Source organism: Natronorubrum thiooxidans, assembly GCF_900156475.1.
Classification (GTDB): Archaea; Halobacteriota; Halobacteria; order Halobacteriales; family Natrialbaceae; genus Natronorubrum; species Natronorubrum thiooxidans.
The window spans coordinates 46,351-67,139 of record NZ_FTNR01000016.1; the positions used below are offsets into that span (position 1 = coordinate 46,351).

The 20,789-nt window shown below is 54.0% G+C and carries 15 protein-coding genes and 4 pseudogenes; 7 read left to right on the forward strand and 12 right to left on the reverse strand.

All coding sequences use genetic code 11. The features are described from left to right. Positions 1 to 134: 134 nt before the first annotated feature. Positions 135 to 866, reverse strand: a complete 732-nt coding sequence (locus BW940_RS17695; protein WP_143823931.1) for a hypothetical protein — start codon at positions 864 to 866, stop codon at positions 135 to 137. Between the two features lie 94 nt (positions 867 to 960). Between BW940_RS17695 and BW940_RS17700 the strand changes: the two are divergent. Then, positions 961 to 1,962: pseudogene (locus BW940_RS17700) on the forward strand (transposase). Between the two features lie 211 nt (positions 1,963 to 2,173). On the opposite strand, the gene BW940_RS17705 reads toward BW940_RS17700, so the two are convergent. The 4 genes from BW940_RS17705 to BW940_RS17720 all read right to left on the reverse strand — a co-directional run bounded on the left by BW940_RS17705 (position 2,174) and on the right by BW940_RS17720 (position 7,513). Then, positions 2,174 to 3,166: an IS110 family RNA-guided transposase gene (locus BW940_RS17705; protein ID WP_008422008.1), complete on the reverse strand. Its 993-nt coding sequence runs from the start codon at positions 3,164 to 3,166 to the stop codon at positions 2,174 to 2,176. Between the two features lie 293 nt (positions 3,167 to 3,459). Continuing rightward, positions 3,460 to 4,131: a CPBP family intramembrane glutamic endopeptidase gene (locus BW940_RS17710; RefSeq protein WP_076610531.1), complete on the reverse strand. Its 672-nt coding sequence runs from the start codon at positions 4,129 to 4,131 to the stop codon at positions 3,460 to 3,462. 207 nt (positions 4,132 to 4,338) lie between these two features. Further along, positions 4,339 to 5,481, reverse strand: a complete 1,143-nt coding sequence (locus BW940_RS17715) for a tyrosine-type recombinase/integrase (protein WP_076610532.1) — start codon at positions 5,479 to 5,481, stop codon at positions 4,339 to 4,341. A 361-nt stretch (positions 5,482 to 5,842) separates the two neighbouring features. Next, a complete protein-coding gene (locus tag BW940_RS17720; RefSeq protein ID WP_394329407.1) occupies positions 5,843 to 7,513 on the reverse strand; it encodes a transposase in 1,671 nt (556 codons plus the stop codon). A 6-nt stretch (positions 7,514 to 7,519) separates the two neighbouring features. On the opposite strand from BW940_RS17720, the gene BW940_RS17725 reads away from it, so the two are divergent. Continuing rightward, a complete protein-coding gene (locus tag BW940_RS17725) occupies positions 7,520 to 8,614 on the forward strand; it encodes an IS630 family transposase (RefSeq protein ID WP_076610534.1) in 1,095 nt (364 codons plus the stop codon). A gap of 316 nt (positions 8,615 to 8,930) precedes the next feature. On the opposite strand, the gene BW940_RS17730 is transcribed toward BW940_RS17725, so the two are convergent. Further along, complete coding sequence (locus tag BW940_RS17730; RefSeq protein ID WP_076610535.1) at positions 8,931 to 9,188, reverse strand: hypothetical protein; 258 nt, start codon at positions 9,186 to 9,188, stop codon at positions 8,931 to 8,933. Between the two features lie 342 nt (positions 9,189 to 9,530). Between BW940_RS17730 and BW940_RS17735 the strand changes: the two genes are divergently transcribed. Further along, positions 9,531 to 10,391 carry a ParA family protein gene (locus BW940_RS17735; RefSeq protein ID WP_076610536.1) on the forward strand — a complete coding sequence of 287 codons (861 nt, stop codon included), beginning with the start codon at positions 9,531 to 9,533 and terminating at the stop codon, positions 10,389 to 10,391. Continuing rightward, positions 10,388 to 10,780, forward strand: a complete 393-nt coding sequence (locus tag BW940_RS17740; RefSeq protein WP_076610537.1) for a hypothetical protein — start codon at positions 10,388 to 10,390, stop codon at positions 10,778 to 10,780. The genes BW940_RS17735 and BW940_RS17740 overlap by 4 nt, the downstream gene beginning before the upstream one ends. Before the next feature lie 894 nt (positions 10,781 to 11,674). Here BW940_RS17740 and BW940_RS17755 read toward each other — a convergent pair. Next, positions 11,675 to 12,472: an IS5 family transposase gene (locus tag BW940_RS17755; RefSeq protein WP_076610540.1), complete on the reverse strand. Its 798-nt coding sequence runs from the start codon at positions 12,470 to 12,472 to the stop codon at positions 11,675 to 11,677. 64 nt (positions 12,473 to 12,536) lie between these two features. Here BW940_RS17755 and BW940_RS22545 point away from each other — a divergent pair. After that, positions 12,537 to 12,644, forward strand: a pseudogene (locus tag BW940_RS22545) (hypothetical protein); the annotation flags it as partial. A gap of 682 nt (positions 12,645 to 13,326) precedes the next feature. Here the strand turns inward: BW940_RS22545 and BW940_RS17760 are convergent. From BW940_RS17760 to BW940_RS21880, 3 genes are all read right to left on the reverse strand, one after another. Further along, entirely contained in the window at positions 13,327 to 14,616 is a 1,290-nt protein-coding gene (locus BW940_RS17760) for an orc1/cdc6 family replication initiation protein (protein WP_173834911.1), read from the reverse strand. Positions 14,617 to 15,535: 919 nt separating this feature from the next. After that, entirely contained in the window at positions 15,536 to 15,733 is a 198-nt protein-coding gene (locus tag BW940_RS17765; protein WP_076610542.1) for a hypothetical protein, read from the reverse strand. Then, positions 15,733 to 15,897: a hypothetical protein gene (locus BW940_RS21880; protein ID WP_173834912.1), complete on the reverse strand. Its 165-nt coding sequence runs from the start codon at positions 15,895 to 15,897 to the stop codon at positions 15,733 to 15,735. The genes BW940_RS17765 and BW940_RS21880 overlap by 1 nt, the downstream gene beginning before the upstream one ends. Before the next feature lie 490 nt (positions 15,898 to 16,387). On the opposite strand from BW940_RS21880, the gene BW940_RS17770 reads away from it, so the two are divergent. Both BW940_RS17770 and BW940_RS21185 read left to right on the forward strand, forming a co-directional pair. After that, entirely contained in the window at positions 16,388 to 16,948 is a 561-nt protein-coding gene (locus tag BW940_RS17770; protein WP_076610543.1) for a TATA-box-binding protein, read from the forward strand. 1,026 nt (positions 16,949 to 17,974) lie between these two features. Beyond that, the gene (locus BW940_RS21185) at positions 17,975 to 18,778 is read left to right on the forward strand and encodes a hypothetical protein (RefSeq protein WP_143823932.1); all 804 of its coding nucleotides are present in this window, start codon (positions 17,975 to 17,977) and stop codon (positions 18,776 to 18,778) included. Positions 18,779 to 18,865: 87 nt separating this feature from the next. Here the strand turns inward: BW940_RS21185 and BW940_RS17780 are convergent. Both BW940_RS17780 and BW940_RS17790 read right to left on the reverse strand, forming a co-directional pair. Further along, positions 18,866 to 19,303 (reverse strand): annotated as a pseudogene (locus tag BW940_RS17780) (IS630 family transposase); the annotation flags it as partial. 221 nt (positions 19,304 to 19,524) lie between these two features. Then, positions 19,525 to 20,697, reverse strand: a pseudogene (locus tag BW940_RS17790) (RNA-guided endonuclease TnpB family protein); the annotation flags it as partial. Positions 20,698 to 20,789 lie beyond the last annotated feature (92 nt).

Genomic DNA, 20,789 nt, shown 5'->3' on the forward strand with positions numbered 1-20,789 from the left:
CGAGTAGGTCGCGCCCACCCTTTCGCGGTCGGATGACGGCTGTAAACAGATGCTGAACACATCCAGACGCAGACCTTCTCATGACAACTCGTCAATACGATTCAGCTGATTACGTCGGTTGGGAAGTACCAATCTTAGCAGTCACAATGCTGTGAAGATACGACATCTGAATCAGTCCCAATTTTAATGCCACATCCTTCATTAGTCAAACCGATATAGGCCGCAGTCACCGTCGCGAGGACGGCCGCCGCTGCCATCACAACCGGCGCCAATGCAGTTGCTCCAAAATAGGCGGCGATCGCAGTAGCGATAGTGAAGGTGCCGGCAGTTAATACGCTTCCCCACTGAATCTCATCGACAGCGTCGTCACCAAGATAGGCCACGTCGCCGTTAATCTCTGATTTCCCATTACAGTGGCTTTGGATCCGCACCTCACCTTGCCGATTGTTGTCACTCTTGAAAAATTCACTACGCCCTTTTTCGGTTAGATCAATGTCAAGTTCGCCAGCACTCTCTTTTATTTTCCAGTATCCTTTTTCTACACCCTTATTCATTTGTTTAACAATTTTTTGGACAGTGAATGTGAGCGATTTCCCGTTAGCAGAGATCTCGACTTTTTCCTTCCCAGATGTCCGACGTTTCGCCTTTTCCTTCCCGAGTGCGTTTGCCTGACCTTTCACTTTTGCCTTACCGTTGGCGACCGTGATTGAATCTGTGAGCTTTTCGAACTTATTAGACTTCTGATTGCCAATCGCTTTCTTGTCCTTTGCCGCAGCGGCGGAGCCAGCCATAAGACTGCCACCAATAAGACCGCTAGCTGATTTAAGAACACTACGCCTATTCACATCATTATAGACTTCTTTCATTAATACACTCATATTTTATCCTTACTAATTATAAATCTTCCCCATATCCTATTAGATTATATTATAGAAAGACTCCGATAGGAGGCCGCAGGGTTTGGAAACCGTATCCAGCAGTACCAACACCCTGCAAGACGTAGCTTCGGTAGACGACTTCTTGGATGCGGCGGCTACCGAGACAGTACCGCTGTTTGATCATCTTGCGTTCGAGTTTCTGTTGGAGTACGACGTGTTCGCCCCCGCTCGCCGGGGGCGAACACGAGTGCATTAGCCACCAGATCTCTTTCGTGGCTTTCTGCACTGCTACTACGGGGATGTCTACGGTACGCGCCCAGTTACACGAGAACTTCAGAACGGTCTTGTCTGGTATTACTGCGGACTCGACAAACCGCCATCTAGAGACACGATTGATCGATTTTTCACCGACCTCGAACACATTGTTGACGATGTCTTCGACAGGCTCATCGAGCAGGCCGCTGTCCGCGGCCTGCTCGACTTAACATACTCTATCGATTCAACCCACGTCAAGGCGATCCAGTACAACGACGCTGCATCGTGGAACTACGACCCAACAGCCGAGGAGTACTACTACGGCTTCGGTTGTACAATCGTCTCAACCGGTTCAAAGATCCCAATTGCAGCGGAATTCACCCAATCCAAGCAAGCATCTCAAGAGACGGCGAGCGCGTCACGCGTGACGCGCATCGCCGTCGGTACGCCGGACTGGATGCTCGGAGACAACGCCTACGACGTCCTTGATTGGCACGACCACCTGCTGGCCGCAGGGGTCGTGCCAATCGCTCCGTACAATCCACGAAACACTGACGACCCGAAAGACATCGGGTACAGGGTCGAAAATCGCATCGAGGAACATAACGAGGATGTTCAGCTGAAGCAATCTATCTTGAACGAGACGTACAACAACCGGACAGGCGTCGAACGAACCAACGACGCGGTCAAGGACTGCTGCCTCGGGCATGTCCGCGCCCGAGGCCGGGTTCACGCACGAACAGAAGTATTTGTTGCGCTCTGTCTACGACTCGGCGTTGCCATCACCAACTACGAGCGAGGAAACGATCCGGGCTGTGAGATATTATGAGATGGACCTATGAAAATCCTGCAAGCGAATTTTCCACTTGATCGGTGATAGTTGTTCGGGTGGGCGCTGCGCTCACCCGAACAAGAGGTGAGAACCGCTGGAAAGCAGTGACTTCGAGAAGTGAAACACCCGGCAGGCGGGGGACTTCTTGTTTGCGGTGCCGTTGCTGTTGAGAGCGCGAGCAGGTCGCGCCTGAGACGCTGGCCGCTTCTCAGGCGCTCACCCCCGGTGGATCGTACATTTCCTTTCGTGTGAGCATGTAGAAGATTGAGACAAGCATTTTCCGAGCTGTTGCAACAATCGCTACCTGGTGGTTCTTCCGTTGTTTTAGCCGAGTATAGAAGTTCCCGAAGTAGTCATCACACCGTACTGCGATGTTTGCACACTGAACGAGGGCCCAGCGCAACGGCGCTGAGCCCTCTTTACTGATGCTGCCGCGTATTTCCTTGTCGCCAGACTGGTGAACCATTGGATCAAGTCCGGCATAGCTCACGAGTTGCTTGTCGTTGTCGAAGCGATCGACCTCACCGACTTCAGCAACGATAACAGCGGCAGTATACTGCCCAACTCCCGGAATCGACAGCAGCCGCTGGGCTGCTGGCGATTCCAGAACCTCTTGTTCGATCTTCTCTTCAACTGCCTCGATCTGTTCGTCGTAGGCGTCGATCACCGAGAGGTGTGCCTCAATGATTGTCCGATCGGGATGACTGAGCGAGAGTTCCGCGAGGAACTCTCGCCCAGTTGGACCGAATAGCTCGCTATCGTACGTGTTGTCCGTACGCGTGAGGACTGCTCTGACGCGGTTTTTCTCGGCAGTCCGTGATTCGACGAGCGACTTGCGTGTCCGGACGAGATCCCGCAGTGTGCGGATCTCGTCCGGTGGAACGTAACTTTCAGCGAGCATATCTGCACGAAGCATCTGAGCAAGTCGCTTAGCGTCGACGCGATCGGTCTTGACCGTCGCGTCGGCGATGATCCGGTTCTTAGAAGGATTCACAAGGGTAACGTCGAGATGCTCGTCGAGCATCTCGTAGATCGGGCGATAATTGCCCGACGCTTCAATAGCAGCTTCACCACCAGAATACTGTTCGGCGAGTTCGGCAAGACGGTCGTTTGGCAAGCGAATCTCGTCTTGCAGGTTGCCGTCGCCGTCAACGACGGCAACCTGCGAATACCGTTTGTGGGTGTCGATTCCAAGGTACATTGAACGCCTCCGTTGGGGCTGATAGCGCGTGAATCGGAAAGGCACCTATACGTGCTCTGTGGCACAGTGTTCTTCTTCCTTCCACGGGCTAGGACCGGTCATTCTAGCGTGCTTGTTGCACTCCATCTCATTCGGTCTCTGCCAACCCCTGTTGTCCTGATTCACGCACAGGGGCTTCAAAGCAGGATTTTCATAGAGTCATTCTATGACACGCTCAGTGCCGTATGCTGAATAGTTTCAGGGATCTTTGGTGTTGCAGTTACTACCTTTGCTGGACACGAACTATGCTACTGTTATCCGTAGAACTGACCGAGGACGGAGAAGACCCACACAAGGACGTGCGCGCCGACGACTGGAACCAGCGTCCGGCGACTGAGATACACGAGCGTGAGAACGGCCGCGACCAGCGCGGTCTGAAGGAGGTTCCCGAGGGGCCAGTTGAGCGCGTGCGCGGCGGTGAATACGCCCCACGTGATCCCGCCCGCAACGAGCGAACTGTCCGTATACGCGAGTAATCGCTCGATAGGGTAGCCCCGGTAGAGGATCTCCTCAACGACACCCGTCGTCACAGCTCGCGCAAGCGCCACACCTATCCCGACGCTCGCACCCGCTGCGCTCGCTTCCTTGACCGAGAAGCCCAACGCCGTAACGAGCGGGTCCGTCATAGTATAGATGAGCAGAATCACCACGGAAGTCCCAACAATATACCCGAGATCGATCCAGGCTGGCCGTCGAAATCCGAGGTCGGCTAGTGACAGTCCTTCACCGCGCAGGGCAATCCCGACGACGATGCCAGCGAGTGCCCACTGGATACCGATCGAGACGACTGAGGGAATGTCGGCATCGAACACACCGAGTGCGAGCACGAACAGGGGTAATCCGAGGAAGGCGAGGGCGAGGTTACTGACGGTGAGTGCGGGGAGGCTGGACAGGGCGGACACAGACCGTCGGACGTTCTCCACCATATCGACAGCTACTCCCAGAATTCTAATAAAATTGTGTCACCTCATCAGTACAACAGACGACTAACGCGAACAGCTATAGTAATCGTTAGAACTTTTCACTCAGAGACTCTTGCAAGAGATAGTGAACCATCTCGACGAGATCTCCGTCGAGGAATTGGTCGCGTTGCAAATTTATCTAAAGTTTGATCCTGTTCTAAAAGTTCGTTCTCAGCTACGAACGTCGTCAATCGAATCGGAGACATCCTTCATCTTGACGTCGGCGTAGGCCTCGTGAGTAGTCTCGATCGAGTTGTGTCGTAACGCTTCCTGAGCCTTTTCGGACATCCCGCTGGTATAGAGGTCACGTCCGAGTGCCCGCCGAGCGCCATGCAGCGTCAGATAGTCGTACTCCCCATCTGGATCGATCCCAGCTTCGTCGGTGAACCGTTTTAACAACCGACGAACACCCTCTTTCGAGATTGACGGCGGCGGTACCTCGTGCTCGCGGTGCAGACGATCGAGGACCTCGGTTTTCCCGGCGTCACCCCTATCCTCAAGCGTCGACGATACTCGGTCCTCATCGAGTGCCTCCTCAAGTATGCGCTTTTTCGAGCCGTAGTGACCCGTCGGAAAGACGGGCCACGCTTCGGTCGTCGGCTCTTGCACCCGGTACCATCGCTTGAGGACGTTGTGGACACTCGCAGGAAACGGGGCCTGTTCGTACTCACGGGACTTGCCGTAGACTTCGATCAGCCGTTCGTCGAAATCGACGTCCTTCCACTGGAGGCCGTTACGCTTGTCGTCTTTTGGATCGGCGAACAACTCAGCACCACGCGCCCCTGTTCCGTCGAGCATGACAACGATCGCCCGGTCACGGAAGGCTGTCTCGGCGTCGGTCCGGATGGTTCCCTCGAGAGCCATATCCACACGCTTGGTGGCGTACTCGAGCAACGTCTCGCGGTCTTCTTGAGACCAATACTGGCGCTTGCGGTTCCCGTCGTCCTCTGGCAGCGGGTCCATCGCGGTGTTCGTATTCGCCGGGTTCGACTCGAGGTGTTGTTCTCGCACCGACCAGGAGAGAAAAGCTCGGACGTAGGCGAAGTAGTTGTGAGCAGTTGAAGCCGCCAGACCCTCGTCGATTATGACGCGGTCGTAGAGGTGCTCGCTGTAACTGCGGACATCGTGGGGTGTGAGGTCGTCGACGAACTCGAGGTCACGCTCGTCTCGACAGTGGTCGGCGAACTCACGCAGTGGTGAGCGCATGGTCGTCTTCGAACCGTCGGCGTTGATCTTATAGCGCAGGTAGCTCTCGATGGCCTCGTGGACGGTCGTTCCTCCGGAGGAAGCCCCTCGTTCCGTTGACCCAGACATTCGTATGTGGGGTACAGTGCCGACCCTCGTAAAGTCCCTTGGTTAAACTGGGATTTAACCAAGTGAATGCTGAAACGGCTCTATCGGGCGATTTCAGTAGTCTCGAATACTCGAGCGTGCAAAATCGTACTCGATAAACCAAATATCGCTGTACAAAACTCCGTTCGTGGGGCTGCGAATACCCCAAAATCCGTGCACGAGATTCGCGTCTGTCGGTAGAAATCGATCCCGAATACAGGGCCGATCAAGGAATCACGACCGCCACTCACCACCCGTGAGTGGCGGTCGGGTGGGCGAAAACGGTATAATCAGTCGATTTAGACAGTGATACCTCTCAGGAAGGGCAAGCACGGGGCGGAATCTACAGCAATGCGCTCACCTCCCTCCGGAGGAACGCACGAAACCGCGGGGCAGTCACCCGCGGTTTCGTGCGAAACTCGATGATGTCGATCAACGTCTGGACGAGAAAGTCCACAAGCAACCATAGATCGTACAGTAGAACTGCGAAGCCGAAGTGGAATAACCGGATAGAGAAGTTTGTCGACGTCGTCCACGGTGCGAACTCCTTGATCTTACTATAGGCCGTTTCGATCCCGCCTCGGCGTCTGTAGCGAGTGATTTGCTTTTTCGTCAAGCGACGGTCAAGACCAATCTCGTCGTTTACGTCGAGATTGGTCGCAAATACCTGCATCTCGTCGCAGTCCTCGTCTGGCGGGAGTCCAACCAGCGTCGTCTCAGCTCTGGTGTTGGAGACACCATGTTTTACCGGCCCGTACACCGCGTGCTCGGATTTGACTGTCACTTGCTTTTGTCCCTCTACATCCGTGTCCATGCGCGCGATGAACCGCTTGACGCGGTCATCGCGCGGTGCCGGAATCACGTAGAAAAGGTCTCGCTGTTCGAGTACCGAAAATACGTCCGTGGCGTAGAACTCCCGATCAGCGTAGAGTCGCCGCGTATGAACGCGACAGACGTCGTTGACGTGGTCGACGAGTCGGCGAACGATATCGCCGACTCGGTAACTCCTGTTTTTGCCAGGATAGCTCTCTGGGTCGTGGTAATCAGCGTGCCCGACTGGAAGCATCGCAGCTGCGAAGTGAACGTTGTCTCCAACAACGTTCGCGGTTGCAAACTTGTAGCACCAGTTGTAGGACTTGTCCTTCGGCGCACCCTGGACACGTACGAGTTCCTCACGCTCCCCGTAGAAAGCGACGTAGGTCATGTCGATCGACAGCATGACTGGTGTCTCGAACTCCAAGCGAGGCTTGGCCCGCGTCAAGACGCGGGCCGCGCTTTGGTTGACCATCTCCGCGATTTGTGTCGGTGAAAGGTCCTTGATCGCCTCCAGAAGCGTCTCTCCACTCGGTCCGTCCTCGTAGAAGGGATCGTCGAGATCTGGGTCAGGATTGACGAAATCGCCGTAGGTTTCGGCACCGCCGTTAGCGGCGGTGCCTGTCAGCCCGAGACAGGCCTCCAGCATCAGGAGTTCCTCGTCGTCGTAAACCGGGTCATCAGGCCGGTCAAACTCGAAGGCAGGCAACACGACAGTTTGGAGTTCGTCGAGGAGATCACGTGTTTTCCTCCGAATGAGACGGTTGACTGTGCGCTTCGAGGAGCCTGTTGGCTCCTCCGAAGCGCTGTCTTCGTACGGTGTCCCGATCGGACTACCGCGTTCGGCGGCCAACGCTTGGATCTGACGAGTAGCAGTCTCGATCGTGGATTGGAGGTCCGCAAACCGATTAGTCTGTGCCCGAGAGATCGTGCTTCGTGAAGGTGTGTCGTCGGGATTAAAGCCAAGAGCATCCGCAAGTTGAGGGTCACTGTCGAGCGTCCGATGGAGCCAGCCATCGGACGCGTCTTCGAGTTCCTTCAGGAGAATCGCCCGGAGCATCGGTTCGAACGGTTTAGAGTCGTGCCAATGGGGAATGGAATCAGCACGGCAGTATTGGCTGACATCGAGGTGAGTGACCAACTCGGCCGCAGAGGTCGTCTTTAATGATCGTGAAAACTTTTGTTGGCCACGTTCGCTCACCAGGTGATGGGTGAAGATCGTCGGAAGGAGATCAAATATCATCTTTCAGAAGAGAAAATTGATGAACTCCTCCGCGAGGCTAAAGACGATCGCCGGAAAGAGCGGTTGGGTTTTCTGAAGAACCTCTATTATGGCGATTCGATTGCGGAAGCTGCCGACCGTGAGGGCAGGTCGGCAGCGACCGGCGGTCGCTGGGCGGATGCTTGGAACGAAGGTGGGCTTGAAGGATTGATGCCGAGTTTCGGGGGCGGCCGACCCCCGAAACTCGACGAAGACGAACAGGAACAGTTGGTTGAGATGCTTCGAGAAGGACAGCCGTGGAAATCACAGGAGATTCGCCATCTTCTCAAACAGGAGTTCGACGTTGAATATCACCCGGACTATCTCGGGAAATTCCTCCGTGAGTTGGGCTTATCGTATGCAAAACCTCGCCCAAAACGCCCATGGCGACCGGAGAATCCAGAGGAGATTCTCGAAGAGCGCGTCGACGACGCGCTCGACGAAGATGATCAACCCCATAACAAACGTAAAGGAGATGATGAAGAAGGGTGGATCGTCGACGACGATATCTGTACAGATGGCGGCACTGTTCTCGGGTTTTTCGATGCATCACAACCGCAACCGTATGATAATTCACGACGTGTCTGGTACGTCGATGATCCACACGTTGAGCGGCCGTTAGTGAAGACAGAAGACTCGGCGGTTGGGTTCTACGCAGTGAACGGCACCAGTGTGGTCCAGTGGAAAGAAACCGAGGAGAAAGAGCAGATTTGCGAGGTGTTAGAGGCGGTACGCGAGCAGAATCCTGGCAAGCGGATTCTGCTCGTCTTGGACAAGCACGGCTCCCACATCTGTGAATACACGCGCAAGCGTGCGCACCAACTTGGCATCGATCTCGTGTTCCTTCCCTCAGGCTCACCGCATCTCAACCCAATCGAACAGGTTTGGAAATACCTCAAGTGGACGATGGCACCGATCATCGTTGAGAACGAAGACGAGTTCCACGAACTCGTCAAGGACGTATTTGATCAAGTGACACAACGAGTCAGTTTCGCAAAGAGCTGGTGTGAGAAGTTCCTTGATTTTCAAAAGTTTCCTTGATCATTATCGACGACCTCGGCGGCTTGCTTGGTTAGGGGCAGCCACCCGCCGGAGAGTGGACCGATATCTTGTAGGCGCTCGTCAACTGATCGTTGAGTGCGGCTGTCATCAGCAGCCGCAACACGATCTGACCAGTTATTTGTCACAGTGGGGGACGAATCGTCCCCCACCGGTCAGTTAATCGATGTTGAGATTCCGTGCACGGGTTCTGTCATTCGTAGCTACAGCCGTTCAATTTCCCCATACATGAAATGCCCGAAAACCAACGTCTGATACGTTCTATCTGCCGGATAGGAAATAGAAGGGTTGAATCGGGCTACTTGAGGGCCTCTACAACCGTCTCTTTCATCGCTCGGAACCGCTTTCCACGGTTGTCATAGAAGTTCACTCGCCGGAGACCTGGAATCACGATCACGTATCCCTTCGGCGGCGATCCGGACAAGGAGTAGACCACACTTCCAACAGCGTCGTGGCTATCGTTTCGTTCGTTCTTGATGAGTTCGCGATTGCTGTTATCGCCGCCGTAGTGGTCTGCCAGCTTCTCTCGAATTTCGTCTTCAGTGATCGTTTCCATACGCTCCGTTCGCTCGTGACGGTGTTTAAATTGCCGCCACTGGAGCGAAAGTGGAACTAGTCACTCAACTTCGGCCCGCTGACGAAGTGCATCCGTGAGCCCGAGATAGTAAGTGGCAGCTATCTCCCTAGCGAGTTCACGGGCGTAGTCGGTCCGATGAGAGTTGGTCTCCCACCGGTCGTGTGCGTATTTGACGAGTGCCTCGATGATGAGCAAGTCTTCTTGCGGCGTTCGTATATGGTCGCTGACCGTGGCTTCCGATAAAACCCCTACTACTAGTCAAAGTGACTGTCACGAAAGCGTTTATGTGTGATGCAAACGTTTGCGCAAACGGTTACGCAAATGTCTACAACAACAAAACGCGCCGCTACGTTCCTCGACAAGGGCGGGACTGGGAAAACGACCTCCGCGGCCCATCTCGGCGTTGCACTCGCCGAAGCCGGCGAAGACGTGTTGCTGATCGACCTTGCTGGAAAACAAGGCGACCTCGCGAAACACTTCGGCGTGTGGGAAGAGGTGCAAGAGCAGATCGACGAGGGTGATGACTGGCCGAACATTTCGACGGTTTTCGCTGAGGAGTGGGATCAGATCGCTACGAAACTCGGTGACGCGGCCGTCGAGAGTCTGATTATTGAGACCGACGAAGGTGTCGATCTGATTCCGGCCCATCCAGGGCTCGACTCGCTTGACGCCGACCTCGGGAACATCGACGATGCCCGCGAGCGATACTCAAGACTCGAGCAGTTCCTCGATGAGTACATCGACGATAGCTACGACACCGTGATTATCGACCTACCGGGTTTGACGAACAACGTCTCGTACAACGGTCTGTGGGCAACCAAACACGTCATCGCGCCCGTCGAGATGGGGCCGTTTGAAAGCGAACAGGCGGCGGCACTCCGAAACGACCTCGAGAAGATTCACGATCGCTTCAACGTCGCTGTCGAGCTGGCGATGGTCTTGCCAAACAAGGTCGACCGCCGAACCAACCTCGCGAATGAATACCTGGAAACCTTTGGCGAAGACTATGCCGACGCGATCGCGCCCGCACACGTTCCCGTCAGTCAGGACATTCGCAACGCTGCCGACGACGGCCAGACGGTCTTCGCACTTGAGGAACCGTCCACGACCGCCGAACGCGCACGCGAGGCGTTCCTCGAGAACGCAAGCGCACTCCAGCGTCGCCTGGATGGTTCGGCATGACCGACGATGCCGAACTCGAGGAACTCAAAGCGGCGACCCAACGCGGCGACCGCAACGACGAGGTCGACACCGAGGGACCGACGGCGTTCACCGACGAGATCGTCGACGCACTCGAGGCGATCGAACAGGGCGAGTTGGGGAAGACGATCGCTGTCCGTGACCAACCGATCGCCGCGTTACTGGCGACGCTCGATGCTGACGAGAACGAAGACAAAATGCAGTCAGTCGGACAGGCACTCGAGGACGAACTCGGGCGCAAGCACTCCAAGGTGTTCGACCGAAGTGAAATCGTCCGGCTTTCCCTCCGTGTCGGGCTCCAAGCTGCCGCCGAGGAGACGATGGCCGACTTGAACGACGCTGTTGGTGAACACGCCCGACAGAACCTGTAACGGTCGTTTTCAGTATCGTACACATTCGCGTTATCGTTCGCGTCTCCGCTTTCGCTTCCGCATTCGTGTGCGTTTGCGCTTACGTTTGCGCTTACGTTTGCGCTTACGTTTGCGCTTACGTTTGCGCTTACGTTTGCGGAAATGTCCTAGTGGTGGCGGTGGGGGTGCCAAGCCCCCACCCTCAAGTAATCCACAAGGAAGTTGGGGACGGTGTGCCTGAAATCGATATGCGGGGCGCCCAGAACAAAATTCCTCGAGAGGCTCTGTTGAAATCCTTAATCAGTGATAGGATTTAGCGACCGTGCTGAATAGACAGCGCGAATGTCGCACGAGATTCGGCTTGATTTACGACAATGAAGATCGGTCAGTACAAGCAGTGTAAGTAGCGTCCACCTGGCCTCCGAAAGGGTAGGCGAGGGCCGTCCGTAGCACCAGCAAGGAAGAGAGGCAAGCCATGTGAACACGAACCAACCCATATGAACAACGGAGAACAGCGTACCAGTTCTGGTGCTGATCGAGCCATTGAGGAGGGAGAGACGTACAGCCACACCGAGCACGGACACGCCGAAGTCACAGGGATTTGGCACCGAACTCACAGTCTCGATACAACGCGCACTGTAGATGACCAAGACATGATTATCGTCCGTTTCGTACCCGGTGAGAACGGTGACTGGATGGACGAACAGGCCGAACTGTTAGATGACTTTCTCAACGCGATCAACTGACTCCGAGCGATTGATACGCACACTCTATTGAGCGGTTGGTTCGCCCGTCTCGGCGTGAAACAAACGATGGCGTCGTGTTGCACATATTCTCTATATTCAGCAGCCGACTTTTGACATGCTTCGGACAAATCAATAGCTGCCTCGGTAACTGCTTTCCCTGAACTGGTCGTTAGATTGCTTGGTCAAGATTGTGGACGAGACACGCAAGAGCGAGTTCACGGAACTGCTTCCACCAGCGTCGTGAACGGACGAACGCGCCGTACTTCCGCTTGAGCGTTGAGTTGACTGTCTCTGATTGACTCCGTTGGCCGTAGAGGTCGGCGTCTAAGCGTGCGTTCCATGCCTTGTGAAGCGGTGTGAACTCACGGTGTTTGATTAGTGGACGAATCTCGTGTCGACGGGCAAGCCGTCTGATTTTCTGGTCGTCGTAGCCTTTGTCCCCGAGCAAGATGTCGATAGTCTCGGGGTTGCGTTTGATCAACGACGGAGCAATCTGGCTATCGTGTTTTCGTGTCGCGTTCACTTTGGAATCGACGAGCAGTGTTACTTTGAGTTGCTGAATCGTGAGTTTGGCTCGTTTCGTGTAGTGTTTTGAGGCGTGACTGCGGTCGTATCCCGAAGCATCAATCCCCGCAACGCCGTTGGTCGGGAGCAGTGAAACAGAGAGATTGAGCAGCACTCGCCAGACAGCCATATCGAGTCTATCGAACGCTTTGCACAGTGTTGATGGGGAAGGCAGTTCAGTGAGATTGATCGCGTTCCGAATACGGGGCATTTCGATGAGTTCGTCGAGGAGTGTTCGATAGGTCGTGTTCTTCCGAACCTTGAGACAGAGGAGAACGATGTGCTGATGGAGCGTATAGCGTTGTTTCGAGAACTTCGAGGAGTATCGAGCTACAGCACGTTGCGCTAACTGAAATGCTTCCTCGACAAATCGGAGCAACCGAGACTTTAGGAGGGTCTGCATCTACTCAAACTACCGACTGAACCTGTAACTCACTAAGGATTTCAACAGAGCCCCTCGAGAGGAATTAATCGCTGAACTGCACGAGTTGGCTGACGAAGTCGGAGGATCGCCCACAATAATCAAGTATGTCAGATACTCGGAGAGAGCATCTCAACACGAGTTTGGAAGGTAGAACAAGACGCTACTGGAGTTAGGATATGAATCGCCACGTTGACAAGCTGACACTCGCCGCGAATTGGTCAGACCCATTCGTGGAGTGTCTCAAAGCCACTCCCTCCCCCCGTCATCGATGTGTAAAACTGTGCAGAAGGAGTGGGGGTAAGAACGAGAAAGCTCCCAAGAGCATCAATGTCCCCAGAAACTCGCCGGAGACAGGCCTAAGCTCCAGAATTGCGTTTGAATAACGAATGTCTAATACATGGGAAAGTTTTATGTATAATACACGACAACCAAAACCGTAGTAGGCCTAGACATAGAGTTAGAAAGAATATACTTCGACTAAACGAACATCGACAACATCTATTGTAGCTCTTGTTCCATTCGCTTTCAGTATCGTTTTCAGGACTCTCGTGGTCTCTTTCCCTTATCGAGCCTTCATCATCACTAGACAGAAACCCCACCTTCCCGTGATTTACACATCGATGACGGGGGGAGGGGGTCACGAATTCTCCTATGAACGGTTTCTCCCGCATATCTCCTGACCTTGACAAAGACTGCGTGTTGCTCTTAATTCAGTCTGATCGATGATCGGTGTCTCCACTCCTCTCGAGTACCTTGCCTTCTAGCAGGTCGGATTTACACATCGAACACGGGGGGAGAGGCACACAAAACTTTCTCTGAATGCCTAATTTGTCCTACTGCTTGTGGAACTCATTCAGTTGTGCGTTGACGACTGTCTGGAGGAGATTCTTTTGTTCAACGATCCCCTCTAGCCGCGTGTCGTCGACGATCCGGTTCATTACCGCTTCCGGATCTCCCGTGAAAGTAAATTCCATGTACATTCCTCCTCCTCGTCCTCGACTCTTTCGCGATGTCGAAATCAATCCATAGGTAGAGAGTTCCTTGACATATTTGACGTACGTCTCTCGTGTCATCTGGTCCGTATCGAGCTCATCAGTGACCCACTGATAGACTTTGAACCCGACCGGACTTGGGACAGAACTTCCTGTTTGTTTCGAGTAGCAGACGACAGCCGCGGTCGCGTACAGGGAGATTTTCTTTTGCGTGGTAAGCCCCTCCACGAGTTTCAGTGAGCGATCTTTGTCGATCTCCTCTTGGGACTCACGAACGTGGTCCTCTGTGACTATCTCGTCTCCACGCTCATCCGCAAGGTCGCCAGCACCTCGGAAGAGGTCGATAGCCTTTCGTGCGTCACCGTGGCTTTGCGCTGCGAACGCCGCCACAAGCGGAATCACATCATCCTCGAGGGCGTCTTGTCGGAAGGCGTCACGACGATTTTCGAGAATTTCACGCAACTGGTTCGCATCGTAGTCAGGAAAGTAGATATCTCGTGGGTTGAACGAACTCTCGGCTCGTCCGTCGATGTCCTCCATGAACTTCGGGTCATTCGTTAACGCTGCGACCGAGACACGCCCTTCAATTTCGTTTGTATTACTCGCGCGCGACAGCTGATACAGTAGCTTCGAATAGGCGGGTTCTTCGTTTGCTCGGCGGCCGACAAGCAGGTCGATCTCGTCGAGAATAAAGATGACTGAGTCGTAGTATTCGTTGATGAGTTCGTACAGCCGTCTGTACTTGCGCTTCGTGGAGACACCCGTTTCAGGAACGCCGATGTCGACATCGACATCTTTCGCGACGGTCTGGACGAGTTCATAGACCGCTTGGTCCAGAGTATTAATCGGCTGGCAGTTGATATCGACGACTCCGAACCGTTCTCCCTTCGACTTACAGAGTTCGATTATCTGTTGTGTGACTGCCCCGATGATGAGTGATTTCCCCGTCCCGGCGGGCCCGTACAGTAGCATGTTCGGAGGGCGATTTCCTTGGAGGGTCGGCTTCAGAAACGAAACGACTGATTCGAGCTGATCGTCACGACCAACTATCCGTTCTTCGTCGATTATCGTGTCTGGCTCAACGAGATCTCGATTGACGAAAACTGATGATTCCCCCTCATCGTCGAGCATTTCCCGAATCGATCGCTGGGTACTATCTTTAGTAGATGCGTCATTCATTTCAGATGTAATCTCGTCTGTGGACACTCCACCAGACGTGTTTGTTTGCCCACCGCCATCTTCTGACCGAGTTCCACCATCGAGAGTAGATTGATTCGCACCATCCTGATTACTACCGACCATATACTTGCTGCTCAATCGAGCACTAAAAAGATTTACCTCCATCGATGTTTATCCGGTAGATATAGAGTGCATAAAGCGATTATTCGACTGTTTCAAGTCACGGGTGAGTAGACCCCTACCGAAGTATATCCGTCCAGAGGCCCCCCGTCGTCGATGTGTAAATCGAGCCCCTCGATTTCCTATGAATCTGTCCATTATGGTTCTGTCACTATGCTCCCCACTCCCCGCCATCGACGTGTAAGCCATGCGTCTGACACCCCGTCTTCGAAGTGTAAATATCATCCCACACCCCACCATCGATGTGAAAAACGGCTCCTTCTGGCATTCTCTGTAATGCTTCTTGCTGATTTTTGATTCGCACACGGGAGCTAAGCCTGACTTCCAAACTTACTACTCGAAAACGGGGGAAGGGGTGTCAATCTTCTTCTCAAACTATTCGTCCGGTCTGATGGGCCTTTATATCGTGATTGTCGGGTATTTTGAGGTTCGATCACTGGACGCCGGCTACCCTGTGCTGGGCGCGACGACGACCAGCTCGTCACCTTCGTGAACGAGGTCCTGATTGATCTTGAGGAGTGGTGCGGGGTGATCACACAGAGCGATGACCGTGTCCAAGAGCTGACGAACCGATACTACCGAGGATTCGAAATCCGTTAGGAACTCGACGAACTAGCGAATGATCTCATCCTCGAAGTCACGGAGATCAGGGATCGAATCACGTGCGCCTTAAGAGTTCAGTCCGGTATCATCACCTGAGTACCTCAACTCCGGAGTGGTTTCCAACTGGACCGGCAACTGCCTTCGCACGCTCGAGTTCACGGCTCTCTCGCTGAGCCTGTCGTTCGAGCAGTTCGGCTCGCTGACACCGTTCACGAGCGACGTCGTCGACAATGTCCTCGTCACCGATCCTGAAACGCTTGCCACGGTGATCGATCTGCTCGAGCATCAGTACCGATCCTTGTCTTCATCCACTGCAGCATCTCGAGCGTCCGCTTGGAGGTGCTCGTAGCGGACCTCACAGCTGTCCGAACAGAACCGACCAGCATATCCTGCCCGATCGCGAGCAGGTTCCGAACACGTCGGCATTCGGCACTCGTCGCGGTCAGTCATCTGGCGATTCCTCGGTTCAGGAGCTGAGTCGTTTCAGTGGCTGTCGACGTGATTGCTATCTCTCTTTGTCTCATGGGTTGCTGCGGTGGACTCCCTTCGAGCCCCCGCACCCCTCTCGGGGGGTACAAACCGTCTCGAGTGACGAGACCACTCGACAGTTGGCGACTGAACGTGCCATCCGGCGCAGGGACAAGTCTCGTCCGGATCTCGAGGTCGACACGCCGAAGATGCTTGCAGCCGTCATTTGACTGGTGCTTTCAATGAGCAATAAGTTCGGAGATCGTCAATCAAGTAGCCACCTGCCCTGAGTGGGGTCGGCTGGGCAGTCCCTCGCCTTCGACTGATTGCTGACTCTTTGGCGGCTGCATGCTCGAGATATGAACCAGACATGCCGGCTTCGGCGTCTTCTGTGGTGGAGACTGCCGAAATATCCGTCCATGGTAGTAGTACGGAGTTTTATAAGTGTTAAATACGTCCTTTTTAACGACTTATGACAGATCCGAAGGAATCCATCAATATCGAAAACGTCGTGGCATCGACTGGCATCGGACAGGAACTTGACCTCCAGAGTGTCGCAATGGATCTCGAGGGAGCTGATTACGACCCCGAACAGTTCCCTGGACTCGTTTACCGCACCCAGAACCCCAAGTCCGCCGCCCTGATCTTTCGGTCAGGAAAAATCGTCTGTACTGGCGCAAAAAGCACTGATAACGTCCACGAAAGTCTGGAGATCGTCTTCGATGAGCTCCGTGACCTCCATATTCAAGTTGAGGAGGATCCTGAGATTATCGTCCAGAACATCGTTAGCAGTGCCGACCTCGGCCGCAATCTTAATTTGAACGCGATCGCGATTGGGCTCGGTCTCGAGAATATCGAGTACGAACCAGAGCAGTTCCCTGGACTAGTCTATCGACTTGACGATCCAGAGGTCGTTGCCCTCCTCTTTGGCTCCGGAAAGCTGGTCGTCACTGGAGGGAAGAAAGTAGATGACGCCAAGCAGGCCGTCGACGTGATCGTCAAGCGTCTCGAGGAGCTCGGCCTACTCGAGTAACGACGGTTGGATATCGTGAGACTCGGCGCTATGGTCGTATGGTGCTGCAAGGTAGCCGAGATCGACACCCCCCAGTTCCGCTGTATCACTGCGGCGAACTGATCTGGATGGCCCGAGCGTCTCTTAGTCCATGATATCCGTCGGTGGTGGATTTGACATCCTCCTCCGCGTGAACACGGAGGAATCCCGAGCGGTGGGAGTTTCAGGTTCGCAGTCCAATCATCAGACTACCATCCCTTTCGGGCACGGGTAGTCCCACAGCATCGGACTGGTGGACTGCTGGCCATGCCAAGTGGCCGTTACCCCTATCCTCGACCATGTTTGGCGTCCCGGTGTTGTTTTTGCCACAGGGACACCAGCAGACGTCAGCAGACTTGGGGGTATCTTGGGGTCGCTTTCAGCAGTCGGCACGTCGGCACACCCTTCGAGGATGTGGCGTTCACCGACTGGTCTTTCGGATATTGCCTCGTTTCGTGGGCGGACAGGCCGCCTCCGTAGGACGGTTCGGAATCCGCTCCGTTCCGACCGATTCCTATCGTACAATATGGCGGCCTGTCGCTTAAACGTCACCGTAGGAAACTCGGAGCAAGCGTTTGAACGGTGGTCTGTTACCACAAGTGACGGCGCGTATCCACGGCGTTCACGCCGTGGTATTGCGCCTGTTCAGCATATAAAACGTCGATTCAACCGTCAGGACGAATTCGATCCGCATCAGTCATACCTACTTGTTCGAAGTCCATGTACCTCTGACTACCGCCGACCCTTCTCGAGTTTTCTCTACTCTTGGATATCAACTCGAGTTCTACAGATGAGCAAGGCGAGTGCTTCGGGGTCGTTCGAGAGACTTCGTCTCTCGTGATGACGAGACGCTCCGCGTCTCGAACCACTTGACCCTGAGGCAGTTCACTATTAGCGAAGTTGTCTGATCGGCTTGAGCACGAAACGGTTACATCAACACATTGCATCGAGAGTCGGATCTGATTGGTACGGTGGTTTATAAGTGATGATTCACAATGTTTTTGCGTAATGAGAAAGTCCACTAGCAAGATCCCGTCACCTTCTGAGTGGAGGGTCCCAGATACCGGTGATTCAAAACCTGGCGACGACCCCATCGTTTGGACGTATCTCCCGAATGGACTGATGACAGTTCGCATCAAGTCCCGATCCTCAGCAGAACCGCAGTACGTTGTTGAAAAGTCCAACGGAGATGAGACGGTCACATTCAAACCACCGAAATCAGACCTGACAGCAGCAGTCAACCTCGCCACTCTATTAATGGAGGGTGTCAGAGGTGTCAACTTCTCACGATTCAAGCGCTTCTTCGGTGTCCCTGACTCTGCGTGGCGTGTCCATGCCCGACTCAGTTCATGGGACGACCTCGAGGATGTCGCGTATGACGGCGACTTCAGCTATATCGATGGCGTAGATTCGGACACCAACGAACGGCTTCAGCGAGCAATCACTGGTCCATTCCTAGAGAAAACACCTGAGGTAGTCGCACGACGACTGTATGACGACGTGTTTTATGTAGCCTACAGAATCATCCCGGAACTTGATGGATGGAGGGTTCGGAAAGAATGGCGAGCTGAGTGCGAGGATGCCGACTCTGATTACTTAGCGTATCGTGTTCTGCTACCACTCTCAGAAGAAGATGGGAAGCTGTATCCAAGTCGAGAAGCAGCGGAGAGCGCTGCAAAAACGTTCGCTGAAAATCGTACTGGCGATCTATCCGATCATTGTGGTGTTGGTCGATCGAGGGCACCTGATGATGTCGGGTTGCCCAGAAAAAATGGAAAGCAACCAACTCTTTCAGACTTCACTGACGACTAAATAGATACTAAATCTAACAAAACCGGAAAAGAATAAGAACAACAACTCGAGGAAACCGCCCAGTTCTTCCACGACCAGCTATAGGGATTAGCAAATGAAATCATAGATTCGAGGAGGTTCGAGTGCTGTGAGGGCCGTTCTGAGATACTGTACAATGTCTGTGACGGTGAGAAACAGCTGATTTGCCCGCCCTTCTCGAAGTTGGTTCCAACACTGTTCTAACGGATTCAGTTCCGGTGAATGAGGTGGGAAGTACTCCAGAAGCAGGCAGTCGGCTGCGGCCTGCTTCTTGAGATCAGTGGCGATAAAATATGGAGCGTTATCTAAAACGATGACCAGCTTCTTGCCAAATTCGTGCTGGAGCGCCCGAAAGAAGTGCTGTGAAACTGCTGCAGTGAATCGATCTGGTGTCAGGCACATGAAACGGTCACCGTCGTCGGTGACCGCGCCAAGGAGATTCATCCGTTTTCTCCCGCCAAAGACGCGGACGGTAGGTTGAGAGTTTACCGGATACCACGCCGATTTTTGGACTGTCGCAACCGTTTCGGAATTAGCTGTTTAATGGCTTTTGGATCTTTCTCCGTTCGCAGTTGCTGGCGCAACTGCTTCTCATCTACGCCTTCCAACTTGTGCCCTCGCTTAGTCATCAACAGCTCTACGCGCTCAACGAATATGAATCAGATTCCTAATCCCTATAGGTAAACGACCACGGGTCGGGTGACCCGTGGCTTTCTAATTCCCTCAGCCTACGTCGTAAGCACTCCACGCGAAGCTATTTCGCGGGATGAGGATGGGCGGTTTACAGAGCGCCCCGACCCAGACAGGCTCACCTTCCGAACAAACGGTTGGGTTTTGCGAGTCCGGTAATTAACCGATTCAACATCTCCGTCAGCGTGTTTCGCCCACGCTCGCCATGCCACATTCACACTTGCATTCCGGTCAGCGTGGTCTTGCTGAACCTCACACGAATCATTCGTGCAACAGAACCGCCGACCCTGACGGTAGCCACGGTGCCCACAGCACGAACACGACTTCGAATTGTACGGCGACTCAACCGTCTCACACGGAATCTGATTCCACGTCGCTTTGTATCGAATCTGTTGCTCGAACTTGTGGAACGGTAGTTTGTGCAGACGGCGATTCATGTACGTGCCGTACTTGATGGCGTCTCGAATCCCGCTCAAGTCCTCGAACACGATGACCGGGTTCGAGAACTGTTGAGCGAACTCCACCACGACTCGGGACATTCGGTGAAGAACCCACTCCGTGTAGCGTTCTTCTTTCTCTCCGAGTTGGTTGTGGATGGAGTGTTGGCCGTGTTCTTGACAGCGTTTTGTGATGGTGTGGTAGCGTTGGCGTTCGGCTTTCACAGAGCCGTAATCAAGCACGAGTGTTCCGAGCGTGTCCATCGTCTCACGGTTAAGAGCGGTGAGTGCGATGTTTCGCTCGTTAATGTCCACTCCGACGAGCGTGTCGGCGTCTTCAGGTTCAGGCACTTCGACTTCTGTTTTGACCGTGACGTGTAGGTAATACACGCCATCTCGGTACAGAAGTTCAGCCTGTCTCAATGACCACTCATCCTCAGTCAAAGCCGACTCGATGAGGGCGAGGTCTTCGGGTCGTCCTCGAAGGTGTCCTTTCACCTTCTTGTACGGCTTCGGACTTACACGGAACGCTACGCGGTCGTCCTCATCGTTGTAAGTGAGGCGATAGCCTTCAGTATGCGCCATAACGAGTGGGTAGGCTCCTTTCTTGTCTGTAGCGGGTGGCGACGGTTTGCCGACGTTGGTGTCGTCTTGGTCGTCCCACCAGTTGAGGAGTTCTTTGTAGGAGTCCCACGCTTGCAGGGATTTCCCGACGACCGCGCACTTGTTGTTCCGAAGGAAATCTTCGCGGTCAACTTTTCGTTGAATCTCAGTGTAGCTTCAAGCGTGAATCTGTAGATCCTCTTCGGTCTCAATTGGGTAGAGTTGGCGTAGTTTGATCCGGGCATCGTCAGTAGTAAACTGCC